The 23,030-nt window shown below is 59.4% G+C and carries 21 protein-coding genes; 6 read left to right on the top strand and 15 right to left on the bottom strand.

Going from position 1 to position 23,030, the window contains the following annotated elements; all coding sequences use genetic code 11:
* The first annotated feature begins 5 nt into the window (after positions 1-5).
* The 3 genes from BR48_RS0109845 to BR48_RS0109835 all read left to right on the top strand — a co-directional run bounded on the left by BR48_RS0109845 (position 6) and on the right by BR48_RS0109835 (position 1,982).
* A complete protein-coding gene (locus BR48_RS0109845) occupies positions 6-287 on the top strand; it encodes a cupin domain-containing protein (protein ID WP_027231151.1) in 282 nt (93 codons plus the stop codon).
* Between the two features lie 97 nt (positions 288-384).
* Positions 385-738 (top strand): YciI family protein, encoded by a 354-nt coding sequence (locus BR48_RS0109840; RefSeq protein WP_027231150.1) that lies wholly within the window; start codon positions 385-387, stop codon positions 736-738.
* A 5-nt stretch (positions 739-743) separates the two neighbouring features.
* Positions 744-1,982 (top strand): DUF6596 domain-containing protein, encoded by a 1,239-nt coding sequence (locus tag BR48_RS0109835; protein WP_027231149.1) that lies wholly within the window; start codon positions 744-746, stop codon positions 1,980-1,982.
* Between the two features lie 67 nt (positions 1,983-2,049).
* Here the strand turns inward: BR48_RS0109835 and rpmF are convergent, their stop codons facing one another.
* Together rpmF and mtgA are read right to left on the bottom strand one after the other, a co-directional pair.
* Positions 2,050-2,232 (bottom strand): 50S ribosomal protein L32, encoded by a 183-nt coding sequence (gene rpmF, locus BR48_RS0109830; RefSeq protein ID WP_027231148.1) that lies wholly within the window; start codon positions 2,230-2,232, stop codon positions 2,050-2,052.
* Positions 2,233-2,421: 189 nt separating this feature from the next.
* Positions 2,422-3,117, bottom strand: a complete 696-nt coding sequence (gene mtgA / locus BR48_RS0109825; protein WP_027231147.1) for a monofunctional biosynthetic peptidoglycan transglycosylase — start codon at positions 3,115-3,117, stop codon at positions 2,422-2,424.
* A 211-nt stretch (positions 3,118-3,328) separates the two neighbouring features.
* Between mtgA and BR48_RS0109820 the strand changes: the two genes are divergently transcribed.
* Positions 3,329-4,246, top strand: coding sequence for a polyprenyl synthetase family protein (locus tag BR48_RS0109820; protein ID WP_051614859.1), 918 nt, complete (start codon positions 3,329-3,331; stop codon positions 4,244-4,246).
* A 4-nt stretch (positions 4,247-4,250) separates the two neighbouring features.
* Here BR48_RS0109820 and ispG read toward each other — a convergent pair whose 3' ends face one another.
* Positions 4,251-5,513 (bottom strand): flavodoxin-dependent (E)-4-hydroxy-3-methylbut-2-enyl-diphosphate synthase, encoded by a 1,263-nt coding sequence (gene ispG / locus BR48_RS0109815; protein WP_027231145.1) that lies wholly within the window; start codon positions 5,511-5,513, stop codon positions 4,251-4,253.
* A 219-nt stretch (positions 5,514-5,732) separates the two neighbouring features.
* On the opposite strand from ispG, the gene BR48_RS0109810 reads away from it, so the two are divergent.
* Both BR48_RS0109810 and BR48_RS0109805 read left to right on the top strand, forming a co-directional pair.
* The gene (locus BR48_RS0109810; protein ID WP_027231144.1) at positions 5,733-6,512 is read left to right on the top strand and encodes a 3-hydroxybutyrate dehydrogenase; all 780 of its coding nucleotides are present in this window, start codon (positions 5,733-5,735) and stop codon (positions 6,510-6,512) included.
* Positions 6,512-7,627, top strand: a complete 1,116-nt coding sequence (locus BR48_RS0109805; RefSeq protein ID WP_027231143.1) for a patatin-like phospholipase family protein — start codon at positions 6,512-6,514, stop codon at positions 7,625-7,627. Before BR48_RS0109810 ends, BR48_RS0109805 begins: the two co-directional genes overlap by 1 nt.
* On the opposite strand, the gene BR48_RS0109800 is transcribed toward BR48_RS0109805, so the two are convergent.
* The 12 genes from BR48_RS0109800 to BR48_RS0109745 form a co-directional block, all read right to left on the bottom strand.
* A complete protein-coding gene (locus BR48_RS0109800) occupies positions 7,624-8,790 on the bottom strand; it encodes an MFS transporter (RefSeq protein ID WP_027231142.1) in 1,167 nt (388 codons plus the stop codon). The two genes, BR48_RS0109805 and BR48_RS0109800, sit on opposite strands and share 4 nt — an antisense overlap.
* A gap of 58 nt (positions 8,791-8,848) precedes the next feature.
* Positions 8,849-9,631: a DeoR/GlpR family DNA-binding transcription regulator gene (locus tag BR48_RS24230; RefSeq protein WP_051614729.1), complete on the bottom strand. Its 783-nt coding sequence runs from the start codon at positions 9,629-9,631 to the stop codon at positions 8,849-8,851.
* Positions 9,632-9,783: 152 nt separating this feature from the next.
* Positions 9,784-13,242: a pyruvate carboxylase gene (gene pyc / locus BR48_RS0109790; RefSeq protein ID WP_027231141.1), complete on the bottom strand. Its 3,459-nt coding sequence runs from the start codon at positions 13,240-13,242 to the stop codon at positions 9,784-9,786.
* Positions 13,243-13,410: 168 nt separating this feature from the next.
* The gene (locus BR48_RS0109785; RefSeq protein ID WP_027231140.1) at positions 13,411-14,526 is read right to left on the bottom strand and encodes a branched-chain amino acid ABC transporter substrate-binding protein; all 1,116 of its coding nucleotides are present in this window, start codon (positions 14,524-14,526) and stop codon (positions 13,411-13,413) included.
* A gap of 127 nt (positions 14,527-14,653) precedes the next feature.
* On the bottom strand, positions 14,654-15,007 hold the full coding sequence (locus tag BR48_RS0109780) for a DUF6867 family protein (protein WP_027231139.1): 354 nt from the start codon (positions 15,005-15,007) through the stop codon (positions 14,654-14,656).
* A 45-nt stretch (positions 15,008-15,052) separates the two neighbouring features.
* On the bottom strand, positions 15,053-15,784 hold the full coding sequence (locus BR48_RS0109775) for an ABC transporter ATP-binding protein (protein WP_027231138.1): 732 nt from the start codon (positions 15,782-15,784) through the stop codon (positions 15,053-15,055).
* On the bottom strand, positions 15,784-17,223 hold the full coding sequence (locus tag BR48_RS0109770; protein ID WP_027231137.1) for an ATP-binding cassette domain-containing protein: 1,440 nt from the start codon (positions 17,221-17,223) through the stop codon (positions 15,784-15,786). The genes BR48_RS0109775 and BR48_RS0109770 overlap by 1 nt, the downstream gene beginning before the upstream one ends.
* Positions 17,223-18,617 (bottom strand): high-affinity branched-chain amino acid ABC transporter permease LivM, encoded by a 1,395-nt coding sequence (livM, locus tag BR48_RS0109765; RefSeq protein WP_027231136.1) that lies wholly within the window; start codon positions 18,615-18,617, stop codon positions 17,223-17,225. The genes BR48_RS0109770 and livM overlap by 1 nt, the downstream gene beginning before the upstream one ends.
* A gap of 4 nt (positions 18,618-18,621) precedes the next feature.
* Positions 18,622-19,530 (bottom strand): branched-chain amino acid ABC transporter permease, encoded by a 909-nt coding sequence (locus tag BR48_RS0109760; RefSeq protein WP_027231135.1) that lies wholly within the window; start codon positions 19,528-19,530, stop codon positions 18,622-18,624.
* 268 nt (positions 19,531-19,798) lie between these two features.
* A complete protein-coding gene (locus BR48_RS0109755) occupies positions 19,799-20,800 on the bottom strand; it encodes a 4-hydroxyproline epimerase (RefSeq protein ID WP_027231134.1) in 1,002 nt (333 codons plus the stop codon).
* Positions 20,801-20,808: 8 nt separating this feature from the next.
* Positions 20,809-22,056, bottom strand: coding sequence for an FAD-binding oxidoreductase (locus BR48_RS0109750; RefSeq protein WP_036813639.1), 1,248 nt, complete (start codon positions 22,054-22,056; stop codon positions 20,809-20,811).
* A gap of 15 nt (positions 22,057-22,071) precedes the next feature.
* Positions 22,072-22,965: a dihydrodipicolinate synthase family protein gene (locus BR48_RS0109745; protein WP_027231132.1), complete on the bottom strand. Its 894-nt coding sequence runs from the start codon at positions 22,963-22,965 to the stop codon at positions 22,072-22,074.
* Between the last annotated feature and the right edge of the window lie 65 nt (positions 22,966-23,030).

Genomic DNA, 23,030 nt, shown 5'->3' with positions numbered 1-23,030 from the left:
ACCGCATGTCCGGATCAGCCAAGGCAACCGTCTTCATCGACAATGACCGCGTTGTGGTGACGGAGTATCGGTTTGCGCCGGGAGACAATACGGGCTGGCACCGGCATGGCCACGATTATGTCGTCGTGCCGATGATGGACGGACGGGTCAAACTCCTGACCAAGGATGGCGAGTCCTTTGCGGACATGAAAAAGGGCGTGCCTTATTTTCGCTCGGAGGGCGTCGAACACGACGTCATTAACGCCAATGACGGCGAATATTCCTTCATCGAGATTGAAATCAAATAGGCTCGGGAAAAATCTTCGGTTCATGTCAAAATGCGCTGCGGTGAGCCGTCATTGCGTCGGGCGCATGTCTTTGCGCTATAACCGGGAAGGAACAGCCATGAACTACACGATTTTGGCCTATGAGACGCAAGATGCATATGCGGCGCGAACAGACCCAGCGAGACAGCAAGCCTATGTCGCCGGATGGATGGCTTATTCGCAAGTCCTGAGGGAGGCTGGCATTATGGTCACTGGCGCCGGACTTCAGGCGCCTGAGACGGCGACCACGATAAAATTGCGGGATGGTCAGCCGCAGGTCCAGGACGGACCTTATGCCGACAGCAAGGAACAGCTCGGCGGTTTCTACATCATCAACGTGCCCGATCTCGATACCGCGCTCAGTTGGGCGGCCCGGTCCCCGGCTGCCGTGGCGGGCGGCGTTGTCGAAGTTCGGCCAAACATTCCGATGTGAAGCCCATGAGCGATGAGGATACGCGCCGCGTCGTCGAGATGGCGGCGCGTCATTCCTACGGCCGGCTCGTTGTCTTTCTCGCGGCGCGTTCGCGTGACCTGACTGCCGCGGAGGACGCGCTTGCCGATGCTTTCGCCTCGGCCCTCGAAAACTGGCCACGCAATGGCATTCCTGTCAAACCCGAAGCCTGGCTGCTTGCGGTAGCACGCAACCGTCTGTCGGATGCGATGCGCCGCACGCGTGTCAGGACTGCTGCGATACCGACATTGCTCGCAATTGCCGAGGAGGCGCATGACATGGCCGATGCCGCGCCGTCCTTTCCCGACGAACGATTGAAATTGCTCTTCATATGCGCGCACCCTGCCATCGATCGAGCCGCGCACACGCCGCTTATGCTGCAGACTTTGCTCGGCCTTGATGCTGCGCGTATCGGCTCGGCATTTCTGGTGCAACCCGCTGCGATGGGCCAGCGCCTTGCCCGCGCCAAGCGCAAGATCCGCGACGCCGGCATGGAGTTCGAGATACCCGCAGCAGTGGACCTGCCCCAGCGGCTCAATGCTGTCATCGAGGCCATCTACGCCGCCTACGGCAGCGGTTGGGATGACATCGCGGGCGACCATCCGCGCAGCAGGGGCCTTGGCCGTGAGGCCATGGAGCTCTGCCACTTGCTTCTGCGGTTCATGCCCGACGAGCCGGAGGTGCGCGGCCTGCTGGCGCTCATGCTCTATTGTGAATCGCGGCACAATGCGCGGCGCGACGCCGCCGGCAATTATGTTCCGCTTGTGGAACAGGACACCGCACTTTGGTCGCAGCCGATGATCGAGGAAGCGGAGCAACTCCTGCGCTCGGCAGCACCATACCGCCGTGTCGGCCGCTTTCAGCTCGAAGCGGCAATCCAGTCGGTTCACGCTCAGCGCAAGCGAACCGGGAGCATTGACTGGGAGGAGATTGCACTTCTCTACGAAGGTCTTATTGCCCATGCGCCTACGATCGGAGCGATGGTGGGCAGGGCGGCGGCCATTGCCGAGGCGCGCGGTCCGGCGCTCGGCTTGAAGCTGCTCGAGAGCATTCCCGGCACGGCGGTGAAAAGCTACCAACCCTATTGGGCAGTTGCAGCGCACTTGCTGACGTCGCTCGGACGCGGCGATGAAGCGCGATCCGCCTACGATCGCGCAATTGGCCTTTGCGATGTGCCGGCCATGCGCGAATTTCTGCAGCGACGGCGACATGCATTGCTGCAATAAACCTGCCCACCAAATAAAAAGACCGGCCTGAAGCCGGTCTTTTTATTCAAGCGTATCGAAGGGGCGATCAGCCTTCCTTCGGCGTCAGCACCTGGCGACCGCGATACATGCCGGTCTTCAGATCGACGTGGTGCGGACGGCGCAGTTCGCCGGAATTCTTGTCCTCGACATAGGTCGGGGCAGTCAGGGCGTCAGCGGAACGGCGCATGCCGCGCTTCGACGGGGAAGTTTTTCGTTTAGGTACAGCCATTGTTCCAGCTCCAGTAATCAGTCAAAATCCGGCACTGGCCCGATTTGAGCCTGTCACAATGGACAAAATTCCGGAAAGTTCGGGTGGGGCTATACACGGCTTGAGAGCTTTTGACCAGCAGGACTCGCATATTTTTTGTCGCAAGCGCCGATGCCGGTGCGTTTGGCGCCGTGCGGGGTGGCTCCGAACCTACTTCACGCAGCCGATATAGGCGCCCGCACCGCGCGCCCGGCGTTCGTTGAGCCGCGCGAGTGTCTGCATGCCGCGTCCCGGCTTTGCCGGATTGCGGACGATCGGATTGGGGAGGGTTACTGCGAGATAGGCTGCCTGGCGCGGTGAAAGCTTTGCTGCACTTGTGTTGAAATGATGCTGTGCCGCTGCTTCGACGCCATAGATGCCCGGACCCCATTCTGCGATGTTCAGGTAGATTTCCATAATCCGCTGCTTGGGCAGGATCAGATCCGTCAGCATCGCAAGCGGCACTTCCAGACCTTTGCGGATGAAGGAACGGCTGGTCCAGAGGAAAAGGTTCTTGGCCGTCTGCATGGTGATTGTCGAAGCGCCACGGGTCTGCTCGCCATCGATCGCATCAGAGACAACGGAATTCAGCGCGTCCCAGTCAACGCCTGAATGAAAGCAGAACCGCGCATCTTCGGACATCATCACCGAATTGATCAGCACCGGTGAGATTTGCTCGATGGGCACCCAGCGCCGGTCGTAACCTGAAAACGTCACGAGGTCCTTGACCATGAGCGTCGAGACCGGATGCACGAAAGGAATACGATAGAGGCTCAGAAGAACCAGCGGCAGCATGATCAAAACAACGCCGGCAAGGACGGCGTATCGTATCAGCCGTCCGACGGGCGAACGACCGGGCCCGACCAGATAACCTCTCCCCCGCTTGTTTCTAACCAATACCCTCGTCACTCAGTCCGTCCGCGCTAAAACTCTTCTTGGACATAGAGCAAAGCGCCGCGGAAGGGAATTCATTCTGCAGTTTTATGCATTATCCACACACGGCAGCGCAGCAAATTGATGGCAGCTGCAACCAGCCCCATTGACCGGCGAGCAATTTTTCGGTCATTGGCGGATGATGATGACGGATCAGGGCTTTTCATTGTTCGAGATTACCTTGCAGCAGCGAGCGGCGGCCGTCGAAGCATTGCTTGGCGAACTCCTCTCTGATCGCTCGCGCACCGGCGAAATCAGCCGGCCGCCGCGCCTGATGGCCGCGATGCGCCATGGCGTGCTCAATGGGGGCAAGCGCCTGCGGCCTTTCCTTGTGATGGAAAGTGCAGCCCTTTTCGGAGCCGACAACCTCGCGGCGCTGCGCGTCGCAGCGGCGCTCGAATGCATCCACAGCTACTCCCTCGTCCATGACGATCTTCCAGCCATGGACGATGACGATTTGCGTCGAGGCCAGCCGACAGTGCATCGCAAATTCGACGAGGCCGCCGCCATTCTTGCCGGCGACAGCCTCCTGACCTACGCTTTCGAACTCATTTCGGACGAGGCGACCGAGCTGCCTCCCTCCGCGCGACTGCCACTCATCACGCAATTGGCGCGCGCTGCCGGCATAGGCGGCATGACCGGGGGGCAGGCGCTTGATCTTGAAGCGGAAACGGTCAAACCCGACGAGGAAGGCATTATTCGCCTGCAGGCAATGAAGACCGGCGCGCTCATCCGTTTCGCCTGCGAGGCCGGGGCCATTATCGGCAATGCCGGCGTGAAGGATCGCGAACGGCTGGCGGAATATGGCTCGGCTATTGGGCTAGCCTTTCAACTCGCCGACGACTTGCTGGATGTGACTGCCGATGCGAGCCGCATGGGCAAGGCGACCGGCAAGGATGCTGCCGCCGGCAAGGCCACGCTCGTTTCGTTGCATGGGATCGACTGGACCAAGCGCCAGCTTGCCGGCCTGGTCGCCCAGGCGGAAGAACTGCTTTCGCCCTACGGCGCTTCGGCCGCACTGTTAAAGGACGCTGCCCGTTTCATTGCCGAGCGGCGCAGCTAGCACTCTATTCGGCGGCGTGCGATCCGGCGGACTGCTGGCCGAACCGGTGTTCGATGTAATCGGCGACCATCTTCTGGAAATCCTCGGCAATGCCAGCACCGCGCAGGGTCGCAACCTTTTTGCCATCGACGAACACAGGCGCTGACGGCGTTTCACCGGTTCCCGGCAGGGATATCCCAATATCGGCCATCTTCGACTCGCCCGGACCATTGACGATGCACCCCATGACGGCGACATTGAGCGCCTCGACGCCGGGATACTTCTCGCGCCAGATCGGCATGTTCTTGCGGATGTCGCTCTGAATCGACTGCGCCAATTCCTGGAAAACGGTAGACGTGGTGCGTCCGCAGCCGGGGCAGGCAGCGACAATGGGAATAAACTGGCGAAAGCCCATGGTCTGCAGAAGTTCCTGCGCCACCTGCACCTCCTGGGTGCGGTCGCCGCCGGGCGCGGGGGTCAGCGAAATGCGGATCGTATCGCCAATCCCCTGTTGCAGGAGGATGCCGAGCGAGGCGGACGATGCGACAATACCCTTCGAACCCATGCCGGCCTCGGTCAGGCCCAAGTGAAGCGCGTGGTCCGTGCGGCGTGCCAGCTCGGCATAGACTGCAATCAGATCCTGTACCTGGCTGACCTTCGCGGAGAGAATGATCTTTGATCGGGCAAGGCCGATCTCTTCGGCAAGCTGCGCCGAAATTAACGCCGACTGGACGATCGCCTCGCGGGTAACCTGCTCGGCGGTGAGCGGCGCCCCTGCCTTGTGATTCTGATCCATGAGCGCCGTCAGGAGCTCCTGGTCAAGCGAACCCCAGTTGACGCCGATGCGCACAGGCTTGTCGTAGCGGATCGCCATCTCGATGATGGCGCCGAATTGCGCGTCCTTCTTCTCCTTGAAGCCGACATTGCCCGGATTGATGCGGTATTTGGCCAGCGCCTCCGCGCAGGCCGGGTGATCGGCGAGAAGCTTGTGGCCGATATAGTGAAAATCGCCAACGAGCGGCACCGGGAGACCGAGCCTGTCGAGTCGCTCGCGAATTTTTGGAACAGCGGCAGCGGATTCGTCACGGTCGACGGTGATACGCACAATCTGCGATCCGGCACGCGACAGCGCGGCGACTTGCGCCACGGTGCCGTCGACGTCGGCAGTATCCGTGTTGGTCATCGACTGCACGACAATCGGCGCACCGCCACCCACCATTACGCCGCCGACATCGACACCAACAGATGGACGCCGGGGAAAGGGGTCGGAATAATAGTCAGACATCATCACGCTCCAGCTATCCCGTTCAGGTGGCGCAGCTATCGCTGTTTGTCAACACAAACCGCCCCTCAGCGTCGAAGAGAAAAGTTCCAATTATGCTACCCGCTGAATGCAGAGCTTCCATGACAAAGTCTCACGGCTGCGAGCCTAGCAATTTTGCTGCAATGCAATATATTCCCCGGGCCGCGAGGCGGCGGTTGTTTGAAATCGAAGGAAGCCTTTGCCATGACCGAAAAGACCGCAGTCGTCACAGGTTCCAACTCCGGAATCGGCCTCGGTTCTGCCCATGCACTCGCAGCCGCTGGCTACAACGTCGTGATCAACTCCTTTACCGATCGCCCCGAGGATCATGCGCTCGCCAAGGAGATCACTGAAAAGCATGGGGTCGAAGTCGTCTACATCAAGGCGGACATGTCGAACGGCGGCGAGTGTCGGGCGCTGATCGAAAAGGCGGCCGATACCTTCGGCAGTGTCGACGTACTCGTCAACAATGCCGGGATCCAGTTCGTCGCGCCGGTCGATGAGTTTCCGGTCGAGAAATGGGATGCGATCATCGCGATCAACCTGACCTCGGCGTTCCACACCACTGCTGCAGCGCTACCGCATATGAAGAAATCCGGCTGGGGCCGCATCATCAATATCGCGTCGGCCCATGGCCTGCGCGCCTCGCCTTTCAAGTCGGCCTATGTCTCTGCCAAGCACGGCATTCTCGGCCTGACCAAGACCGTGGCCCTCGAAGTCGCTGAAAAACATATCACCTGCAACGCAATTTGCCCGGGTTATGTCCTTACGCCCTTGGTCGAGGCCCAGATCCCCGATCAGATGAAGGCGCACAACATGGATCGCGATACGGTGGTCCGCGAAGTGATGCTGGACAAGCAGGCGACGAAGGAGTTCGCGACGGTCGACCAGATCGGTGCGACGGTGGTGTTTCTCGCCAGCGACGCCGCAGCACAGATCACCGGGACGTCAATTTCCGTCGACGGCGGCTGGACAGCGGCATAATGGCCAAAACCAAGGCCATCAACATCGCCCTTCAGGGTGGTGGTTCTCACGGCGCCTTTACGTGGGGCGTGCTCGACCGCATTCTGGAGGACGGGCGACTGACAATCGAGGGCGTCTCAGGTACCAGCGCCGGCGCAATGAATGCCGTGGCTCTTGCCGATGGCTGGGCACACAATGGTGCCGAAGGGGCGCGCGCCAAATTGCATGATTTCTGGCGCGCAGTGGGCCGAACCGGCCAATTCAGCCCGGTGCAGCGCTCGCCCTGGGACAGGTTCTTTGGGAACTGGTCGATCGAGAATGGCTTTGGCTTCAACCTGTTTGAACAGATCTCGCGCGTTTTTTCGCCCTATGAGTTCAATCCCTTCAATCTCAATCCGTTGCGCGACGTAATCGAAAAGGAAATCGACTTCGACCGGGTGAAGGCCTGCCCCAAGCTAAAGCTCTTCATTTCCGCCACGAATGTCGAGACGGGGCGCCTGCGCGTTTTCTCGCAATCAGAACTGAACGCCGACGTCGTGATGGCCTCCGCGTGCCTTCCCTATATTTTCCAGGCGGTGGAAATCGACGGCGAGCCCTATTGGGATGGCGGCTATGGCGGCAATCCTGCCCTCTACCCGTTCTTCTATTCGAGCGAGAGCGAGGATGTTCTCCTCGTCCAGATCAATCCGATCGAGCGCCGCGGCACGCCAAAGACCGCACGCGAAATCAGCGAGCGGATCGACGAAATCACATTCAATGCCGCGCTGCTGCGCGAATTCCGCTCGATTGCCTTCGTCAACTCACTGATCGATGCAGGGCGGCTTCAGCATGGCGACTACCGCCATATCCGAATGCATCGCATCGACGCTGACGAGGCCCTGGCGGGCCTGTCTTCTTCCTCGAAGATCAATGCCGAATGGGCCTTCCTCGAATATCTGCGTGATCTTGGGCGCGCCGCCGCTGAAGATTGGCTCGATGAGCACAGCGACGCCGTAGGCGAGCACGCGACGCTCGACCTGACCGGCGAACTCGCGCCGGAAATGCATATCGGCTTCAAGGCGAAAAAGCCCGGCCGTCGCGTCAGCGATTTCCTGTTGCAGCGAAAAAAACCCATGGGTGCCGCGCGCCGGGCCTAACGCACTTTTTGATCCGCGCTCCTGGCAAGGTTGGCCATGAGGAAGACGACGACAAGCAGACCCGCGAGCACCATATAGATCGGTCCGAACCCGGTCTTGCCGCCGACAAAACCGATTGCCGAAGGCGCAACGAGTATCCCCGAATAACCCATGAGCGTAACCATGCTAAGGGCCACGCCTGATGACGTGCCCTTCTGGTTGCCGGCTGCCGAAAAGGCGATAGGCACCATGTTGGCGATGCCGAGGCCGGAAAAGGCAAAGGCGAGGATGGCAATCCACGAGGTCGGCGCGATACTGGCGGCAAGCATTCCCGACGCACCAATCAGCGCGGAAATGCGCAGCGTATTGACGGCCCCGAAACGGTCGCGCACGCCATCGCCGAGAAAACGCATGATCGACATCGTGCCCGAAAATGCCGCAAATGCGAAACCGGCCGTGGCGATATCGGCCCCGCGCTCCTGGCGCAGATAGAGCGCTGCCCAATCGAGCACCGACCCTTCCGGAACCATGGAGAAGAGCGCCATCAGGCCGATAAGGTAGATCAAGGGATTGGTGGGGAACGCCAGCTTCTGCTTCTCGTGCCTGACGGGCGCTTCCTCGGTAATCATGAACCGGAATGCAATGAGGCCGATCGCGATCGCGATGATCGTCACGACGACGGCATGCGCCAGATGTCCATGCGCTTCGATCAGGATGCCCCCAAGTCCGCCGCCGGCAAAGCCACCGAGGCTCCAGAAGCCGTGCGAGGACGACATGACGGCGCGGGAGAGTTTTTTCTCGACCTCCACCGCATTTGCATTCATCGCGACATCCATCCCGCCGATGACTGCGCCAAACAGAAACAGCGCCGGTGCGGCGCTTATCACGTTGGGCGCGAGGGCAACGAGAAGGAGCGAGAAGGAGCAGAATATGGCAAACCCCTTCACCACTGCGCGCGATCCATGTTTTTCGATGAGATAGCCGCACCAGGGCATCGAAGCCAGCGCCCCTATGCCGAACACCAGGATAAGAAGCCCGAGCGTGAACTCGCTGATGCCGAGTCGCGTCATGAAAACCGGTATCTGCGGAGCCCAGCTGCCGACGAGGAAGCCATTGAAGAAAAACGCGCTGGCGACGGCCCAGCGGCCATAAACAGCTTTCCTGCGAAAGGTCGCGGCATCCATTGGGGCTTCACCAGTTGCAGATTGGGCTTGGACGGACATAAAATTCACTCACATAAAATCAGGCTTGTTTATCGGCGGCAACGATCACGTCGACACCAGCACCGCCTATGCGATCAAGGATCGAGGGGTCGGCCGTGGTATCGGTGACGAGGGTGGATATCAGGGTGATCGGCCCGATGGCGAACGGACCCCGCTTCACCAGCTTGTCGCTGGTTGCCAACAACAGGACTTCGTTACTCGCCTCGGCAAAGGCCAGTTTCATGCGCGCATCATCATAATTTTCGGCTCGCAGCATCAGGCTTTCATCGACAGCGCAGGCGCCAAGCACGCAGTAGTCGATGCGCATCGATTGAACTTCGGCCAGCGTCGATTGGCTGATCACGCTGCGCGTCAGCCGATTCAGGGTTCCGCCAAGCAATATAACCTCGCAAAGCGGATGATCGAGCGCCGCGACCGCGATATCCGGTGCACTCGTGATGATGCAGGCTCTGAAATCGGCAGGAAGGGCGCGCACGAATTCGAGAACCGTCGTGCTGGAATCAAGCACCATCGTTGCATCGGGCGGAATAAGCGCTGCCGCTGCCCGGGCGATCGCCTTTTTCCCGGCGGTCTCTTCGCGCGCGCGTTGCTGGAAACTTCTCGGTCCCGTTCTGCTGCGTGCTGCCCCGCCATGAAAGCGTTGAACGAGGCCCTGATCCGCCAGTTCACGCAGGTCACGGCGTATGGAATCTTCTGAGACGCCGAACTCCGACGCAATCATGTTGGCGAGCACACGACCGTTCTCGTTGATCCGCCGCAGGATCATGCTTTTGCGTTCGTCCGGGGATAGATCTTTCAGCAAGGACGTTCCTCCGTCGCATCCTTGTATCCCATGCTGCCGATATCGGCAATATCAATTGCACATTTATGCATAAACACGCACTCTAGGGCATCCTTTTGCGACAAAGGCCCCGTTTGGGGCCCTTGCAACACTCCACTAAATGGAAACCGGCCCTATTCGTAGACCACCAAAAGGTCCTTGGCATCGATCTGGTCGCCGGCACGGACAAGAACTTCGGCTACGGTGCCGTCGCGCTCGGCGCGCAACGCCGTTTCCATCTTCATTGCTTCGATGGACAGCAATACGTCGCCGGCATTGGTCTTCTGCCCCGGAGCGATGCCGACCGTCGATACGATACCCGGCATTGGCGCGCCGACATGCTTGTCATTGCCGAGTTCCGCTTTGCGGCGGACGCCCGCTCCACCCGCGGCGCGCGTGCGATCGGGCACCTTGACCCGGCGTGGCTGGCCGTTGAGTTCGAAGAAGACCGTGCACATGCCCTTGTCGTCGGCCTCGCCCATGGCAAGGTTGCGCACGACCAATGTCTTGCCGCGTTCGATATCGAGGAACACCTCTTCCTCCTGCGCCAGCCCATAGAAATAGACATGGGTCGGCAGGACGCTCGTCGGCCCATAGGTATCGTGCGTGGTGGCAAAGTCGGTAAATACCTTCGGATACATAAGATAGGAGGCAAACTCCTGGTCGGTGATCTTGCGTTCGAGCTTGGTTTCGATGTCGTTGCGTTCCGCCTCGAGATCCGCCGGCGCGAGCAGCGCGCCCGGTCGTTCGGTGAATGGCTTCTCGTCCTTCAAAACCTTCTTCTGGATCTCCTTGGGCCAACCCTTTGGCGGCTGGCCAAGGTCGCCGCGCATCATGGAGACGACCGAATCCGGGAAGGCGATGTCCTTGCCGGGGTTTTTCACGTCCGCTACCGACAGATCCTGGCTCACCATCATCAGCGCCATGTCGCCCACGACCTTCGACGACGGCGTCACTTTGACGATGTCGCCGAACATCTGGTTGACGTCGGCATAGGCCTGCGCCACCTCGTGCCAGCGGGTTTCGAGACCGAGCGACCGGGCCTGCTCCTTCAGGTTGGTGAACTGGCCGCCAGGCATTTCGTGCAGATAGACTTCCGAAGCCGGTCCTTTGAGATCACTTTCGAATGCCGCGTACTGGGTGCGCACCGCCTCCCAGTAGAAGGAAATACGGCGAATCCATTCAGGATCGAGGCCGGGATCGCGCTCCGTGCCCTTCAACGCCTCAACGATGGAACCGAGACAAGGCTGCGAGGTATTGCCGGAGAGTGAATCCATGGCGGCATCGACCACATCGACCCCCGCGTCAACGGCAGCAAGGACCGTCGCGGCCGCGATCCCCGATGTGTCGTGCGTATGGAAATGCAGCGGCAGATCGGTTGCTTCCCGCAGCGCCTTGAACAAAACCTTGGCTGCGGCAGGTTTCAGTAGCCCGGCCATGTCCTTGACGGCGATGATATGAGCGCCCGCTTTCTCGACCTCGCGGGCAAGGTCGACATAATATTTGAGATCATATTTCGGCCGCGCAGAGTTGAGAATGTCGCCAGTGTAGCAGATCGCCGCTTCGCAGAGCTTATTCTCCTCGATGACCGCATCCATGCTGACACGCATGTTTTCGACCCAGTTCAGGCTGTCGAAAACTCGGAACACGTCGATACCGCCGCGCGCCGCCTGGCTGACGAAATATTTGACGACATTATCCGGATAGCTCTTGTAGCCGACGCCATTGGCGCCGCGCAAAAGCATCTGCAACAGGATGTTGGGCGCGCGCTCGCGAATTTCCGCCAGCCGCTCCCACGGATCCTCCGTCAGGAAGCGCATCGCAACGTCGAAGGTCGCCCCGCCCCAGCATTCGAGCGAGAACAATTGCGGGAGCGCGCGCGCGTAGGTTCCGGCGACGCGGGCGATGTCATAGGTGCGCATGCGTGTCGCCAGCAGCGACTGGTGCCCGTCCCGCATGGTCGTATCGGTGACGAGCACGCGCTCTTCATTGCGCATCCACTCAGCGAACTTCTTTGGTCCAAGCTGGTCCAGCAACTGCTTGGTGCCATCTGGAATCGACGCTTCAATGAAGGGGACGCGCGGGAGCGCCGCTTCCTTCGGCGGGGTGGCGCGACCCTTGGTTTCCGGATGCCCGTTGATCGTCACATCGGCAAGGTAGGTCAAGAGTTTGGTGGCGCGGTCCTGCCGCTTCACCTGCGCAAAGAGTTCCGGCGTCGTGTCGATGAACTTCGTCGTGTAGGAATTGTCGGTGAACTTCGGATGCGTGATGATGGCTTCAAGGAAGGTCAGGTTCGTTGCAACGCCGCGAATACGAAACTCGCGCAAGGCGCGGTGCATGCGGTGGATGGTCTCTTCGGCCGTCGGTGACCAGGCGGTGATCTTTTCGAGGAGCGGATCATAAAAGCGCGTGATGACAGCGCCCGAGTAGGCTGTGCCGCCGTCGAGTCGGATGCCGAAGCCAGTTGCGCCGCGATAGGCGGTGATGCGGCCATAATCGGGAATGAAATTCTGCTCGGGATCCTCTGTGGTGATACGGCACTGCAGGGCGTGGCCGTTGAGCCTGATGTCCTTTTGTGCCGGCACACCCGATTCGGGCGTTCCGATGGTAGTGCCTTCGAGGATGCGGATCTGTGCCTTGACGATGTCGATCCCGGTCACTTCCTCCGTCACCGTGTGTTCGACCTGGATGCGCGGATTGACCTCGATGAAATAGAATGAGCCGGTATCGGAATCCATCAGGAACTCGATCGTTCCGGCTCCGATATAACTGGTCGATTTGGCGATATTCAGGCCGTAGTCGCAGATTTCCTTGCGCTGCGCCTCGTTGAGGTAGGGCGCCGGGGCGCGTTCCACCACTTTCTGGTTGCGGCGCTGAATAGAGCAGTCGCGCTCGAAGAGGTGCACGGCATTGCCGTGCGTGTCGCCGAGGATCTGCACCTCGACATGGCGCGCGCGCTCAACGAGCTTTTCGAGATAGACTTCATCCTTGCCGAACGCCGCCTTGGCCTCGCGCTTGCCCTCGGTGACCTCCCGGGCAATATCTTCCGGCTTGAAGATGGCCCGCATGCCGCGCCCGCCGCCGCCCCATGACGCCTTGAGCATCACAGGATAGCCGATCTTGTCGGCGAGCCGTTTGACCTCTTCCATGTCGTCAGGAAGCGGATCGGTGGCCGGCACGACAGGAACGCCGATTTCGATCGCGAGGTTGCGCGCGGCGACCTTGTTGCCGAGCCGTCGCATGGTTTCAGGCTTGGGGCCGATAAAGATGATGCCCGCCTCGGCGCAGGCTTCGGCAAACTCCGGACTTTCCGAAAGCAGGCCATAGCCCGGATGAATTGCATCGGCCCCGGAAAGCTTGGCGACGCGGATGATTTCCTCGATCGAGAGATAGCTTTCGATCGGCCCCATATCCTTGGCAAGATGCGGTCCACGCCCCACCTGGTAGGATTCGTCCGCCTTGAAGCGATGCAGCGCAAGCTTGTCCTCTTCCGCCCAAATCGCCACGGTTTTCATGCCGAGTTCATTGGCAGCGCGAAACACGCGGATCGCGATTTCCGAACGATTGGCGACAAGGATTTTCTTGATAGGCAAGACCGCAACTCCGAATATGAACTAAAGTAGTTTTGGTTTGGCGCGCTTATCTGGCTACAGATTGCTGCACTGCAAACAACGCATATTGACCATAAGAAATCGAAATGTCCAACAGCAAAATGCCCGGCGCAAGGCCGGGCATTCGCTTAGGCAATCATGCAAGAAGGCTTACTGCTGGAAGTAGCTGTACTTGCCGTCTTCGCCCTTCTTCCACTCGTACATGACGTAGCCTGGAAGCTTCGGGTCACCCTTTTCGTCAAAGGCAATGTCGCCGAGAACGGTCTTGAACGGACCCTTTTCCTTCATCACCTTGGCAACTGCTTCAGGATCGTTCGATCCGGCAGCCTTCGCTGCGTCGGCGATGACCTGAGCTGCAGCGTAGGAATAGAGGGTGTAAGCTTCCGGTTCGAAGCCCTGCTTACGGAATTTCTCGACGAGTTCCTTGTTGGCAGGGTTCTTGCTCGGATCGGGACCGAACGTGTTCAGCGTGCCTGCAACTGCGTCACCAGCGATCGAAGCGAGTTCGTTCGAAACGATACCGTCACCGGAGATGAACTGAACCTTGAGGCCCTGGTCTGCGAGCTGGCGCATGATTAGGCCGGCTTCGGTGTGGAGGCCGCCCCAGTAAAGAACGGTTACGCCCGATTCCTTTGCCTTGGCGATCAGCGCGGAGAAGTCCTTGTCGCCGACGTTGACGCCTTCGTACATGGCTTCCTTGACGCCCTTGGCATTCAAGGTCTTCTTGGTTTCGTCAGCAAGACCCTGGCCATATGGCGTCTTGTCGTGCACGACGGCAACCTTGGCGTCCTTGAACTTCTCGGCGATGAAGGTGCCGGCTACCACACCCTGCTGGTCGTCGCGACCGCAAGTACGGAAGGTGTTCCAGAGGCCACGCTCGGTGAAGACCGGATTGGTCGCAGCAGGCGTGATCTCGAGGATGCCGTTTTCAGCATAGACTTCAGATGCGGGGATCGAAACGCCCGAATTGAAGTGGCCGATAACGAACTTTACGCCGTCAGCAACGAACTTGTTGGCAACCGAAATGCCCTGCTTCGGATCGGAAACGTCGTCACCGAGCGAAAGCTTGACCTGTTCGCCGTTGATGCCGCCCGCAGCATTGATCTCGGCAATGGCAGCCTCAGCGCCCTTCTGCAGCTGAGCGCCGAATGCAGCGTTCGGGCCGGTCAACGGACCGCCGACGCCGATCAACAGATCAGCATAGGCATGACCGCTCAAAGCGAGCATTGCAGCGAGTGCAACGCCCGAGAACAGTGATTTCTTCATTTGAAAACTCCCATTTTCTAAGTATTTACTAAACCCCTCGCGATGACCCGTTTTCATCGCTTGAAGCGCACATTTGCCGATTTCCCGGCGGTTGTCACGCTGATTCATTTCGCATCAGCGAGATTGGTTAGGCTCCCGTTTTTTCCTTCCATGAAAATGGAGAAACTTTTTCGTAGAGCCAGAAATATTGACCTATCATTTGGTTGGTACGGGTGTAGCGATAGCCCAACGTCCCGAAGATGATCAGGACAATCGTATCGACCACATAATAATGCAGCGTCAGCATCGTGCCGCCGAACAGGGCGAAGTGGATGAACCTGACGGCGATGCCGAGCAGCAGCATGTAGAAGACGAGGAAGGCAATCGGACGCCAGGTCTTGGCGCAGGCCCGTCCCGCCATCCAGGCCGCCCAGCCCCCCATGACGCAGGTGACGAGCAGGAACAGAAAGATGGACGGTTCTTCGTAAAGTATGCCTTGCATGGCATTATTCTCCTTGGCCTTGCCGTCTGTGGAGGCCCTACTTGTTCAGTGACGACCGCCTTCGAGATAAGCGGCACGCACTTCCGGATTGGCAAGAAGGTCGGCGCTCGAACCGCTCATCGTTACGATGCCGTTGACCATCACATAGCCACGGTCCGCGAGCTTCAAGGCGCCGAACGCATTCTGTTCGACCAGGAACACGGTCAGGCCCGTATTCTTGTTCAGTTCCTTGATGGCTTCGAAAATGTGTTTGATGATCAACGGCGCGAGACCGAGCGATGGCTCATCGAGCAGAAGCAACCGGGGACGCGCCATCAGCGCGCGGCCGATCGCCAGCATTTGCTGTTCGCCGCCGGAAAGTGTACCGCCGCGCTGGTTGATGCGCTCCTTGAGACGCGGGAACAGGTCGAAGACCATGCGCGAGTCTTCGTCGAAAAATTTGAGATTATCGAGGCTCGCGCCCATTTGCAGGTTTTCCTGCACGGTCATGCGCGGAAAGATGCGGCGTCCTTCCGGCGATTGCGCGATGCGCAGGCGCGCGATCTCATGTGTCGGCAACTGTGTGATATCCGTGCCGTCAAAGACGATCCGACCGGTGCGGGCGCGCGGCATGCCGAAGATCGTCATCATCAGCGTTGATTTGCCTGCGCCATTGGCGCCGATCAGCGTGACAATCTCACCGGGATTGGCATGAACGGTTACACCGCTCAGCGCACGGATATTGCCGTAATAGGTCTCGACATTCTCGATGCTGAGAAGGGCCTGGTTCTGCGACATTACTTAGCCCCTCCGGTCTTCTTGGGCGCCGGTTTAGCCTGGCTTTCCTTTGCCAGTGTCTTGGCCTGGCCGATCCAGTCTTCACGGGCAATCCGCCCGTCGAAAGCGAGATAGGCTTCGGCGGCAATGATATCGGCTTTCTTCCATGCGGCGATCTGATCGAAATGGAAGATGCCGTGTTCGTTGAGCTTGCGCTCGTTGACCGGACCTATGCCCTTGATCAGGATCAGCTTGTCGGCCTTGCCGCCGCGCGGTTCGGCCAGTGCATTGGCTGTCGCCCCTGCCTTGATGCCAGCGGCTTTCGCCGGCGACGCCGGTTTAGGCGCCGTAGTCTTCGGCGACTCCGGTTTAGGCGCCGTCTTCGGCGACTCCGGTTTAGGAGCCGCAGCCTTTGGAGAGGCCGGTTTGGGCGCCGCAGTCTTCGCTGACACCTTGCGGGTGGCGGCAGCTTTTGCTGGTGCCGTCTCAAGCAGCGTGTTGGCCGGAATGAGTTCCACCGGCTGAGCATCGGGATGCGTCTCGACGATCTCGTGCAGTGCTTCTGAAGAAAGCAAATCGACAGCGGCCGTGATGTCGTCGACGCCCGCTTCTTCCGCCTTCTCGATCAGTTCGACCACTTCCTCGTCTTCGACGCCGAGATAGGCGGCGATGACCTTCGGATCATTCTTGACGGTCTCAGGCGTGCCATCGGAAATCTTGGTACCGTATTCGAGAACGACAACATGGTCGGAAATTTCCATCACCACGGACATGTCGTGCTCGATAAGCAGGATCGACGTTCCCGTATCGGCGCGAATATCGAGGAGCAACTTGTTGAGTTCCGCCGATTCACGCGCATTCAGGCCCGCTGCTGGCTCGTCGAGGCAAAGAAGCTCTGGCCCGGTGCACATGGCACGGGCAATCTCGAGCCGGCGCTGCGCCCCGTAGGGCAGATCACCGGCAGGATCGTCCGCCCGGCTGACGAGATTGATCTTCTCCAGCCAGTAGCGGGCCTTCTCGATCGCCTCCGCCGCCGCCCTTTTGTAGGTCGGGAAGCCGAGGAGGCCGAGGACAGTGAAGCCCGAGGAAAGCATCAGCGGATTGTGCTGCGCAACCAGGAGGTTTTCGAGCACCGTCAGGCCCGAGAACAGGCGGATGTTCTGGAACGTCCTGGCCACCTTTGCCCGTTTGGTGATGACATGATCGGCCATGCGTTCGAGAAGGTACTCCTCGCCGTTCTGGCGCGTCAGCGTCAACATGCCTTCGGTCGGCTTGTAGAAGCCGGTGATGCAGTTGAACACCGTCGTCTTGCCGGCGCCATTGGGGCCGATGAGGGCCGTGATCGCACCGCGCTTGGCTTCGAAGTTCAGGTCGTTGATGGCGATGAGGCCACCGAATTTCATTGAGAGACGTTCAACACGCAGGATCGCGCTAGTATTTTTCTGCACTTCCGAAACCATCAGCCGTGCCCTTCTTTCGTAAACTCGCCCGATATCATCTTGCGTTCATGCAAGAAGGCACTTGGTTCTCGACTGCCGGCAAAGCCGCGCGGCTTCCACACCATGACGACGATCATGGCAAGGCCGAACAACAACATGCGGTAGAGTTCCGGGGTAAAGTCCGGGCCGAAGATAAGCTTGAGGAATTCGAGTTCGCGCAACAGTTCCGTACCGCCGATCATAACGGCCGCAGCGATTGCGATACCAACCAGCGATCCCATGCCGCCGAGAACGACCATCGCCAGAATGATTGCCGATTCGAGGAAGACGAAGGATTCCGGGCTGACGAAACCCTGGCGTGCCGCGAAGAACGAGCCCGCAAAACCGCCGAACATCGCGCCGGTGGCAAATGCCGTAAGCTTGGTCGTCGTGGTGTTGATGCCGAGCGAGCGGCACGCGATCTCGTCTTCACGCAGGGCTTCCCAGGCGCGGCCAACAGGCATGCGGCGCAGGCGGATCGTCACCCAGGCGGTCAGCAGCGCCAGGCAAAGGATGAGATAATAGAGGAAGATCTTGTAGTAGACGCCGGAGTTTGGCAGGCCGAACATCGCAGCGAAACCTGTCGGACCCGGGGTGAACGGGATGCCGAACAATGTCGCCTTGGCGATGCCGGAGATACCGAACGTTCCCTTCGTGACAGCTGTCCAGTTGATGAGGACGAGACGTATGATTTCACCGAAGGCAAGCGTTACGATGGCAAGATAGTCGCCTCGCAGGCGCAGCACCGGGAAGCCAAGGATAATTCCCCAAGTCGCGGCGAAAATGCCGGCCATCGGCAAAAGCAGCCAGAATGACAGGCCGAAATGGGCCGAGAGCAGCGCGTAGGAATAAGCACCAACGGCATAGAATGCGACGTAACCGAGATCGAGCAGTCCGGCGAGGCCGACGACGATATTCAGTCCCCACGCCAGCATGACATAGATAAGGATCTGGATGCCGAAATTATCGACATATTTGAGTGAGGCCTGCAGGCCGCCCATCATCGATCCCTGATAGGCACTGAGTATCAGGACCACGAGGGCCGGATAGAGGAAGAGCAGGCCAAGACCGATCTTCGGGAAAGACTTCCTGAATGCGGAGGGCTCCCTCGCCTCTGTGACCTTGTGCAACTTCTTGCGCTCGGCGCGCATGGGCGCAGTGTATGTAACGAGGAACCGGCCCACCGCCGCGACGAGGACAAAGATCGCCAAAAGCCCCCAGCGCTGGGTCAGGATAAGTTCGTTGCGAATGTTCTGCTCGGTGCGGAAACCGACAATCAGGCAGAACAGCCCGAGTGCGATTGCACCGGAGATAATCCCTTCCTTCAGGGCTTTCGCGAAAACGGAGTCCCGTTCTGTATTCTGGACATCGGCCATGAGCTTATACCTTCTCGACTTCGGGCCGACCGAGGATACCGGATGGCAGGAAGATCAGCACGATCGCCAGGATCGAGAAAGCCGCGACATCCTTGTAATCGATGGAGAAATAGGCGGACCAGAGCGCTTCGATGAGGCCGATGAGCAATCCACCCACCACAGCGCCGGGGAGCGACCCAATGCCGCCGAGAACGGCAGCGGTAAAGGCCTTTACGCCTGGCACGAAGCCATCGGTGAAGGAAATGACCCCGTAGAACATGAGATAGAGCGTTCCGGCGACGGCAGCGAGCATTGCGCCCATGACGAAGGTCATGGAGATCGTCTTGTCGACGTCGATGCCCAGCAGCGCCGCCATCTTGCGGTCCTGCTCGCAGGATCGCTGGGCACGCCCCAGCGTCGTCTTGTTGACGAGGTACCAGAAGGCGGCAAGCAAAATCGCCGTGACGATGATGATCACCATCTGCTTGTAGGCGATGGTGATATTGGTGCCGTAAATGGTGATACCGCCATTGACCAGCGGCGGGATCGGCTTGTTGCGCGGACCCTGCGTTACCTGCACGAAATTCGACAGCGCGATCGACATGCCGATCGCCGTAATCAACGGCGCGAGGCGGAACGATCCGCGCAGCGGCCTATAAGCCAGGCGCTCGATCGTCCAGCTCCACAACCCCGTCAGCAGCATGGCAACGAGCATCATCAGGAGCAGCGCCAGCACGACCGGCACGCCGCCAATGAAAGTGGTTAAAGCTAGAAAAACGATCATCGCCATGAAGGCGCCAAGCATGAAAATATCGCCATGGGCGAAGTTGATCATGCCGATGATCCCGTAGACCATCGTATAACCGATTGCGATCAGGCCATAGATTGAACCAAGCGTCAGACCATTGATCGATTGCTGGATGAAGTACTCCATCGCAACGATACCCCTCATTTTTTATTGGGAATTTTCTTATCCGGTTTTTTTATCCGGTTCCCGTTTACCCCAATATGCTACACCTAGCGTGTGCGCTAAAGAAAGCAACAGCTTTTTTAGCCTACGCCATATCTTTACATTTGCTCGCACAGTTTCGGCGGGATTATACACCAAAATTGGACGGTTCCTTAGGGAATGCTGCTACCAATAGTTGAAAAACCGCTGTTTCGTCCGGCGCCGCCTTAATTGGCCACCTTTCCCTACACGCTCATTTGACGACAAACCCGTGCGCGAAGGGATCGCGATCGTCGATGAAGATGGTGTTGTAACCGGTCATGCGAGCCCAGCCGGCGATGGACGGGATGATGGCCGGCTGGCCGGCGACCGTCACAGCCTTTTCGACTCGGCCGTGGAACAGCGAACCGATGATCGATTCATGCACGAAATCATCGCCGGGCTTCAACTTGCCCTTAGCAGCAAGCTGTGCCATGCGCGCCGATGTGCCCGTGCCGCAAGGCGAACGGTCGATCGCCTTGTCGCCGTAAAAAACGGCGTTGCGCGCATGCGCTTCCGGCCGCGTGGGCGCGCCTGTCCACAATATATGGCTCAGCACATTGATCTCGGGCTTTTCCGGATGCTCGAATTTGTAACGCTCATTGAGGCGCTGGCGCAGCACCGGGCTCCACCCGATGAGATCGAGCGCCCGGTAGTCAGCGAGATCGCGGAAGTTCTCCTGCGGATCGACGATGGCGTAGAAATTGCCGCCGTAGGCAACGTCGACCGTGAGAACACCAAGGTCCGGACACTCGACCTCGAGGCCCTCGGCGTAGAGGAAAGCCGGTACATTGGTGAGGCGCACGCTCGTAACGTATTGCCCCTCCTGCGTATATTCCGCAACGACGAGGCCAGCGGGCGTATCGAGGTTGAGACGCCCCGGTGTACGTGGATTGATGAGACCATGTTCGATCGCCATGGTGACGGTACCGATCGTCCCATGGCCGCACATGGGAAGACAGCCGGAGGTTTCGATGAACAGCACCGCAACGTCACAATCCTCGCGCGTCGGCGGATAGAGGATCGAGCCCGACATCATGTCGTGGCCGCGCGGCTCGAACATCAGGCCGGTCCGGATCCAGTCGTATTCTGCGAGGAAATGCGCACGCTTTTCCATCATTGTGGCGCCGACGAGATTGGGACCGCCGCCAGCAACAAGGCGGACCGGATTGCCGCAGGTATGACCATCGACACAGAAGAAGGAATGACGCGCCATGATGCTCCTCAAAAGCGTTGCGGATGGAATGCTTCGATCGCGATCGACGGCGTGCGACCGTCGATCAACTCGCTGATCAGGCGCCCTGTCGCCGCGGCCTGGGTCAGCCCAAGATGGCCGTGACCGAATGCGTAGAGTACATTTTTGCTCGCCCTTGCATAGCCGATAACGGGCAGCGAATCCGGCAGCGACGGACGATAGCCCATCCACTGCCTCCCGCCCGCGGTCTCAAGGCCGGGCATGAATAATTTGGCCTTGGTCAGCATCGCCTCGGAGCGAGCGTAGTTGGGCGGCAGGTCAAGGCCGCCAAGTTCGACGGCTCCGCCGATACGCAGGCCGGTTTCGAGGGGCGTGACGACGAAGCCGTGACCGGAAAATATCAACTGCCGCTTCAGCGTAAAGGCGTCTTTGGGCAAAGTCGTATTGTAGCCGCGCTCGGTTTCAAGCGGTATCCCGTCGCCGAACTGCTTCGCGAGCCGGTGCGACCATGCCCCGCCGGCAATGACGAGCTTTCCAGTATTGATCGTCTCACCGTTGGCAAGTCCGATCGCCACACCTTCCGCGGTGCTCGTAACGGTCACTACCTCCGCCTGCCTGTAACGTGCGCCAAGGCGTTCGGCGTAAGCCCACAGCCCCTTTCCGACATGGAGCGGATCGCTGACGGTCTTCCACCCGGGAACGAACGTCCCCGCCACGAAACGCCGCGCCAGTCCGGGCTGGCATTCGGCGAGGTCGTCACCGCGCAGATGCTCGAAGGCGATCCCTGCCTTCTTGCGGGCGGTCCAACCGGGCAGAGCGCTGTTGAGCTCTTCTTCGCTCTCGTAAAGTTCGAGCGATCCGTCCTCACGCACCATATGGCGAATGCCGGCGCGCTCCATCAACCCAAGCATTTCAGGCTCGGCAAGCCGCATCATGGCGCCTTGCGCCTCGATCGTATGGATTTGCGCTGCTGGCCGGCTGGCGCGCCAGAAGCGATAGAGCCAGGGGGCCAATTTGGGAAGGTAACCCGGCCGGATCGTGAATGGGCCGAGCGGGTCTCTCAGCCAGCGGGGCACCTTGGCGAGAACGCCTTTCGATGCCATTGGCAATATGTCCGAAAAGGCGAGAGCCCCGGCATTGCCGGAGCTTGTACCCTCGCAAATGCCTTGCCTGTCGATGACGAGAACCTTGTGTCCGCCTTCCGACAATATGGCAGCGATAGCAGTGCCGACAATGCCGGCGCCGATGATGACGATGTCGTCCTTGCGCCCATCCATCGTATGCAGGGAGACTTAGAGGACCGGCAAGGTTGGGCGCGATGCGATCGCGTTCCTGACGATCTGTTCCACCGCTTCGCGCCGTGCTCCGCGCAGCGGCTGGCGTGGGAGACGAACCCTGTCATTGGTGCCGATCTCGAGCACTTCCGCGAGCTTGATGTTCTGGACGAGATAGGTCGAGACATCGAGATCGAGAAGCGGCCGGAACCAGCGATAGATGCGCAGCGCTTCTTCATAGCGACCGGCCTGGACGAGCTTGTAGATTGCGACCGATTCCTTCGGGAACGCGGTGACGAGACCGGCCACCCAGCCGATGGCGCCGGCGGTCAGCGCTTCGAAGGCGAGATTGTCGACGCCGGTGAAAAGATCGAAGCGGGTGCCGAACGTATTGATGATGTCGGTCGTGCGGCGGACGTCGTCGGACGATTCCTTGATGGCTACGAAGAGATCATCCGATGCCAGCTCGCCGAGGATTTCATTGGTGACATCGACGCGATAGGCGATACGGTTTGAATAGATCATTACCGGGAGTTCGCCGGCCGCGGCAACGGCCTTCAAAGTTGTGACGGTTTCTTCCGGGTCGGTGTGATAGATCGGGCTCGGCACGAGCATGAGACCATTGGCACCGGCACGTGCTGCGCGCTTTGCAAGCGCCGCGCCTTCGCGGGTCGCTGCCTCATTGATCGTCAGTAGCACAGGCTTGCCGTTTGCTACGCGTTTTGCTGTCTCAAGAACTTCGAGCTTTTCGTCATGGCTGAGCATCGGCCCCTCGCCGAGCGAGCCCGCAACGATCAGGCCATCGCATCCAGCGTCCATCAGGAGCGAGAAGCAACGTTCCATTTCCGCATGATCGAGATTATCATCCTTGGTGAATTTGCTGGTTACAGCTGGAAAAATGCCTGCCCACATATCTCTGCTCCTTCTTGATATATCAGAAATATATCTGTAACCTTCGTCGCTGTCAATTGGGTACT

It is taken from the genome of Phyllobacterium sp. UNC302MFCol5.2 (assembly GCF_000686005.1).
Classification (GTDB): Bacteria; Pseudomonadota; Alphaproteobacteria; order Rhizobiales; family Rhizobiaceae; genus Phyllobacterium; species Phyllobacterium pellucidum.
Note: the sequence above shows the minus strand (reverse complement) of the source record. Positions and strands in the feature narration are given on the sequence as shown.

Excerpts from the sequence above, each read along its gene's own strand:
- BR48_RS0109750 (WP_036813639.1), bottom strand. The coding sequence starts at position 22,056 with ATGGATGGGCGCAAGGACGACATCGTCATCATCGGCGCCGGCATTGTC.
- BR48_RS0109800 (WP_027231142.1), bottom strand. The coding sequence starts at position 8,790 with ATGGATGCCGCGACCTTTCGCAGGAAAGCTGTTTATGGCCGCTGGGCC.
- BR48_RS0109745 (WP_027231132.1), bottom strand. The coding sequence starts at position 22,965 with ATGTGGGCAGGCATTTTTCCAGCTGTAACCAGCAAATTCACCAAGGAT.
- BR48_RS0109755 (WP_027231134.1), bottom strand. The coding sequence starts at position 20,800 with ATGGCGCGTCATTCCTTCTTCTGTGTCGATGGTCATACCTGCGGCAAT.
- BR48_RS0109810 (WP_027231144.1), top strand. The coding sequence starts at position 5,733 with ATGACCGAAAAGACCGCAGTCGTCACAGGTTCCAACTCCGGAATCGGC.
- BR48_RS0109770 (WP_027231137.1), bottom strand. The coding sequence starts at position 17,223 with ATGGTTTCGGAAGTGCAGAAAAATACTAGCGCGATCCTGCGTGTTGAA.
- livM (WP_027231136.1), bottom strand. The coding sequence starts at position 18,617 with ATGGCCGATGTCCAGAATACAGAACGGGACTCCGTTTTCGCGAAAGCC.
- BR48_RS0109805 (WP_027231143.1), top strand. The coding sequence starts at position 6,512 with ATGGCCAAAACCAAGGCCATCAACATCGCCCTTCAGGGTGGTGGTTCT.
- BR48_RS0109760 (WP_027231135.1), bottom strand. The coding sequence starts at position 19,530 with ATGGAGTACTTCATCCAGCAATCGATCAATGGTCTGACGCTTGGTTCA.
- BR48_RS0109845 (WP_027231151.1), top strand. The coding sequence starts at position 6 with ATGTCCGGATCAGCCAAGGCAACCGTCTTCATCGACAATGACCGCGTT.
- BR48_RS0109780 (WP_027231139.1), bottom strand. The coding sequence starts at position 15,007 with ATGCAAGGCATACTTTACGAAGAACCGTCCATCTTTCTGTTCCTGCTC.
- BR48_RS0109775 (WP_027231138.1), bottom strand. The coding sequence starts at position 15,784 with ATGTCGCAGAACCAGGCCCTTCTCAGCATCGAGAATGTCGAGACCTAT.
- BR48_RS0109835 (WP_027231149.1), top strand. The coding sequence starts at position 744 with ATGAGCGATGAGGATACGCGCCGCGTCGTCGAGATGGCGGCGCGTCAT.
- BR48_RS0109840 (WP_027231150.1), top strand. The coding sequence starts at position 385 with ATGAACTACACGATTTTGGCCTATGAGACGCAAGATGCATATGCGGCG.
- BR48_RS0109785 (WP_027231140.1), bottom strand. The coding sequence starts at position 14,526 with ATGAAGAAATCACTGTTCTCGGGCGTTGCACTCGCTGCAATGCTCGCT.
- ispG (WP_027231145.1), bottom strand. The coding sequence starts at position 5,513 with ATGATGTCTGACTATTATTCCGACCCCTTTCCCCGGCGTCCATCTGTT.
- BR48_RS0109820 (WP_051614859.1), top strand. The coding sequence starts at position 3,329 with ATGACGGATCAGGGCTTTTCATTGTTCGAGATTACCTTGCAGCAGCGA.
- rpmF (WP_027231148.1), bottom strand. The coding sequence starts at position 2,232 with ATGGCTGTACCTAAACGAAAAACTTCCCCGTCGAAGCGCGGCATGCGC.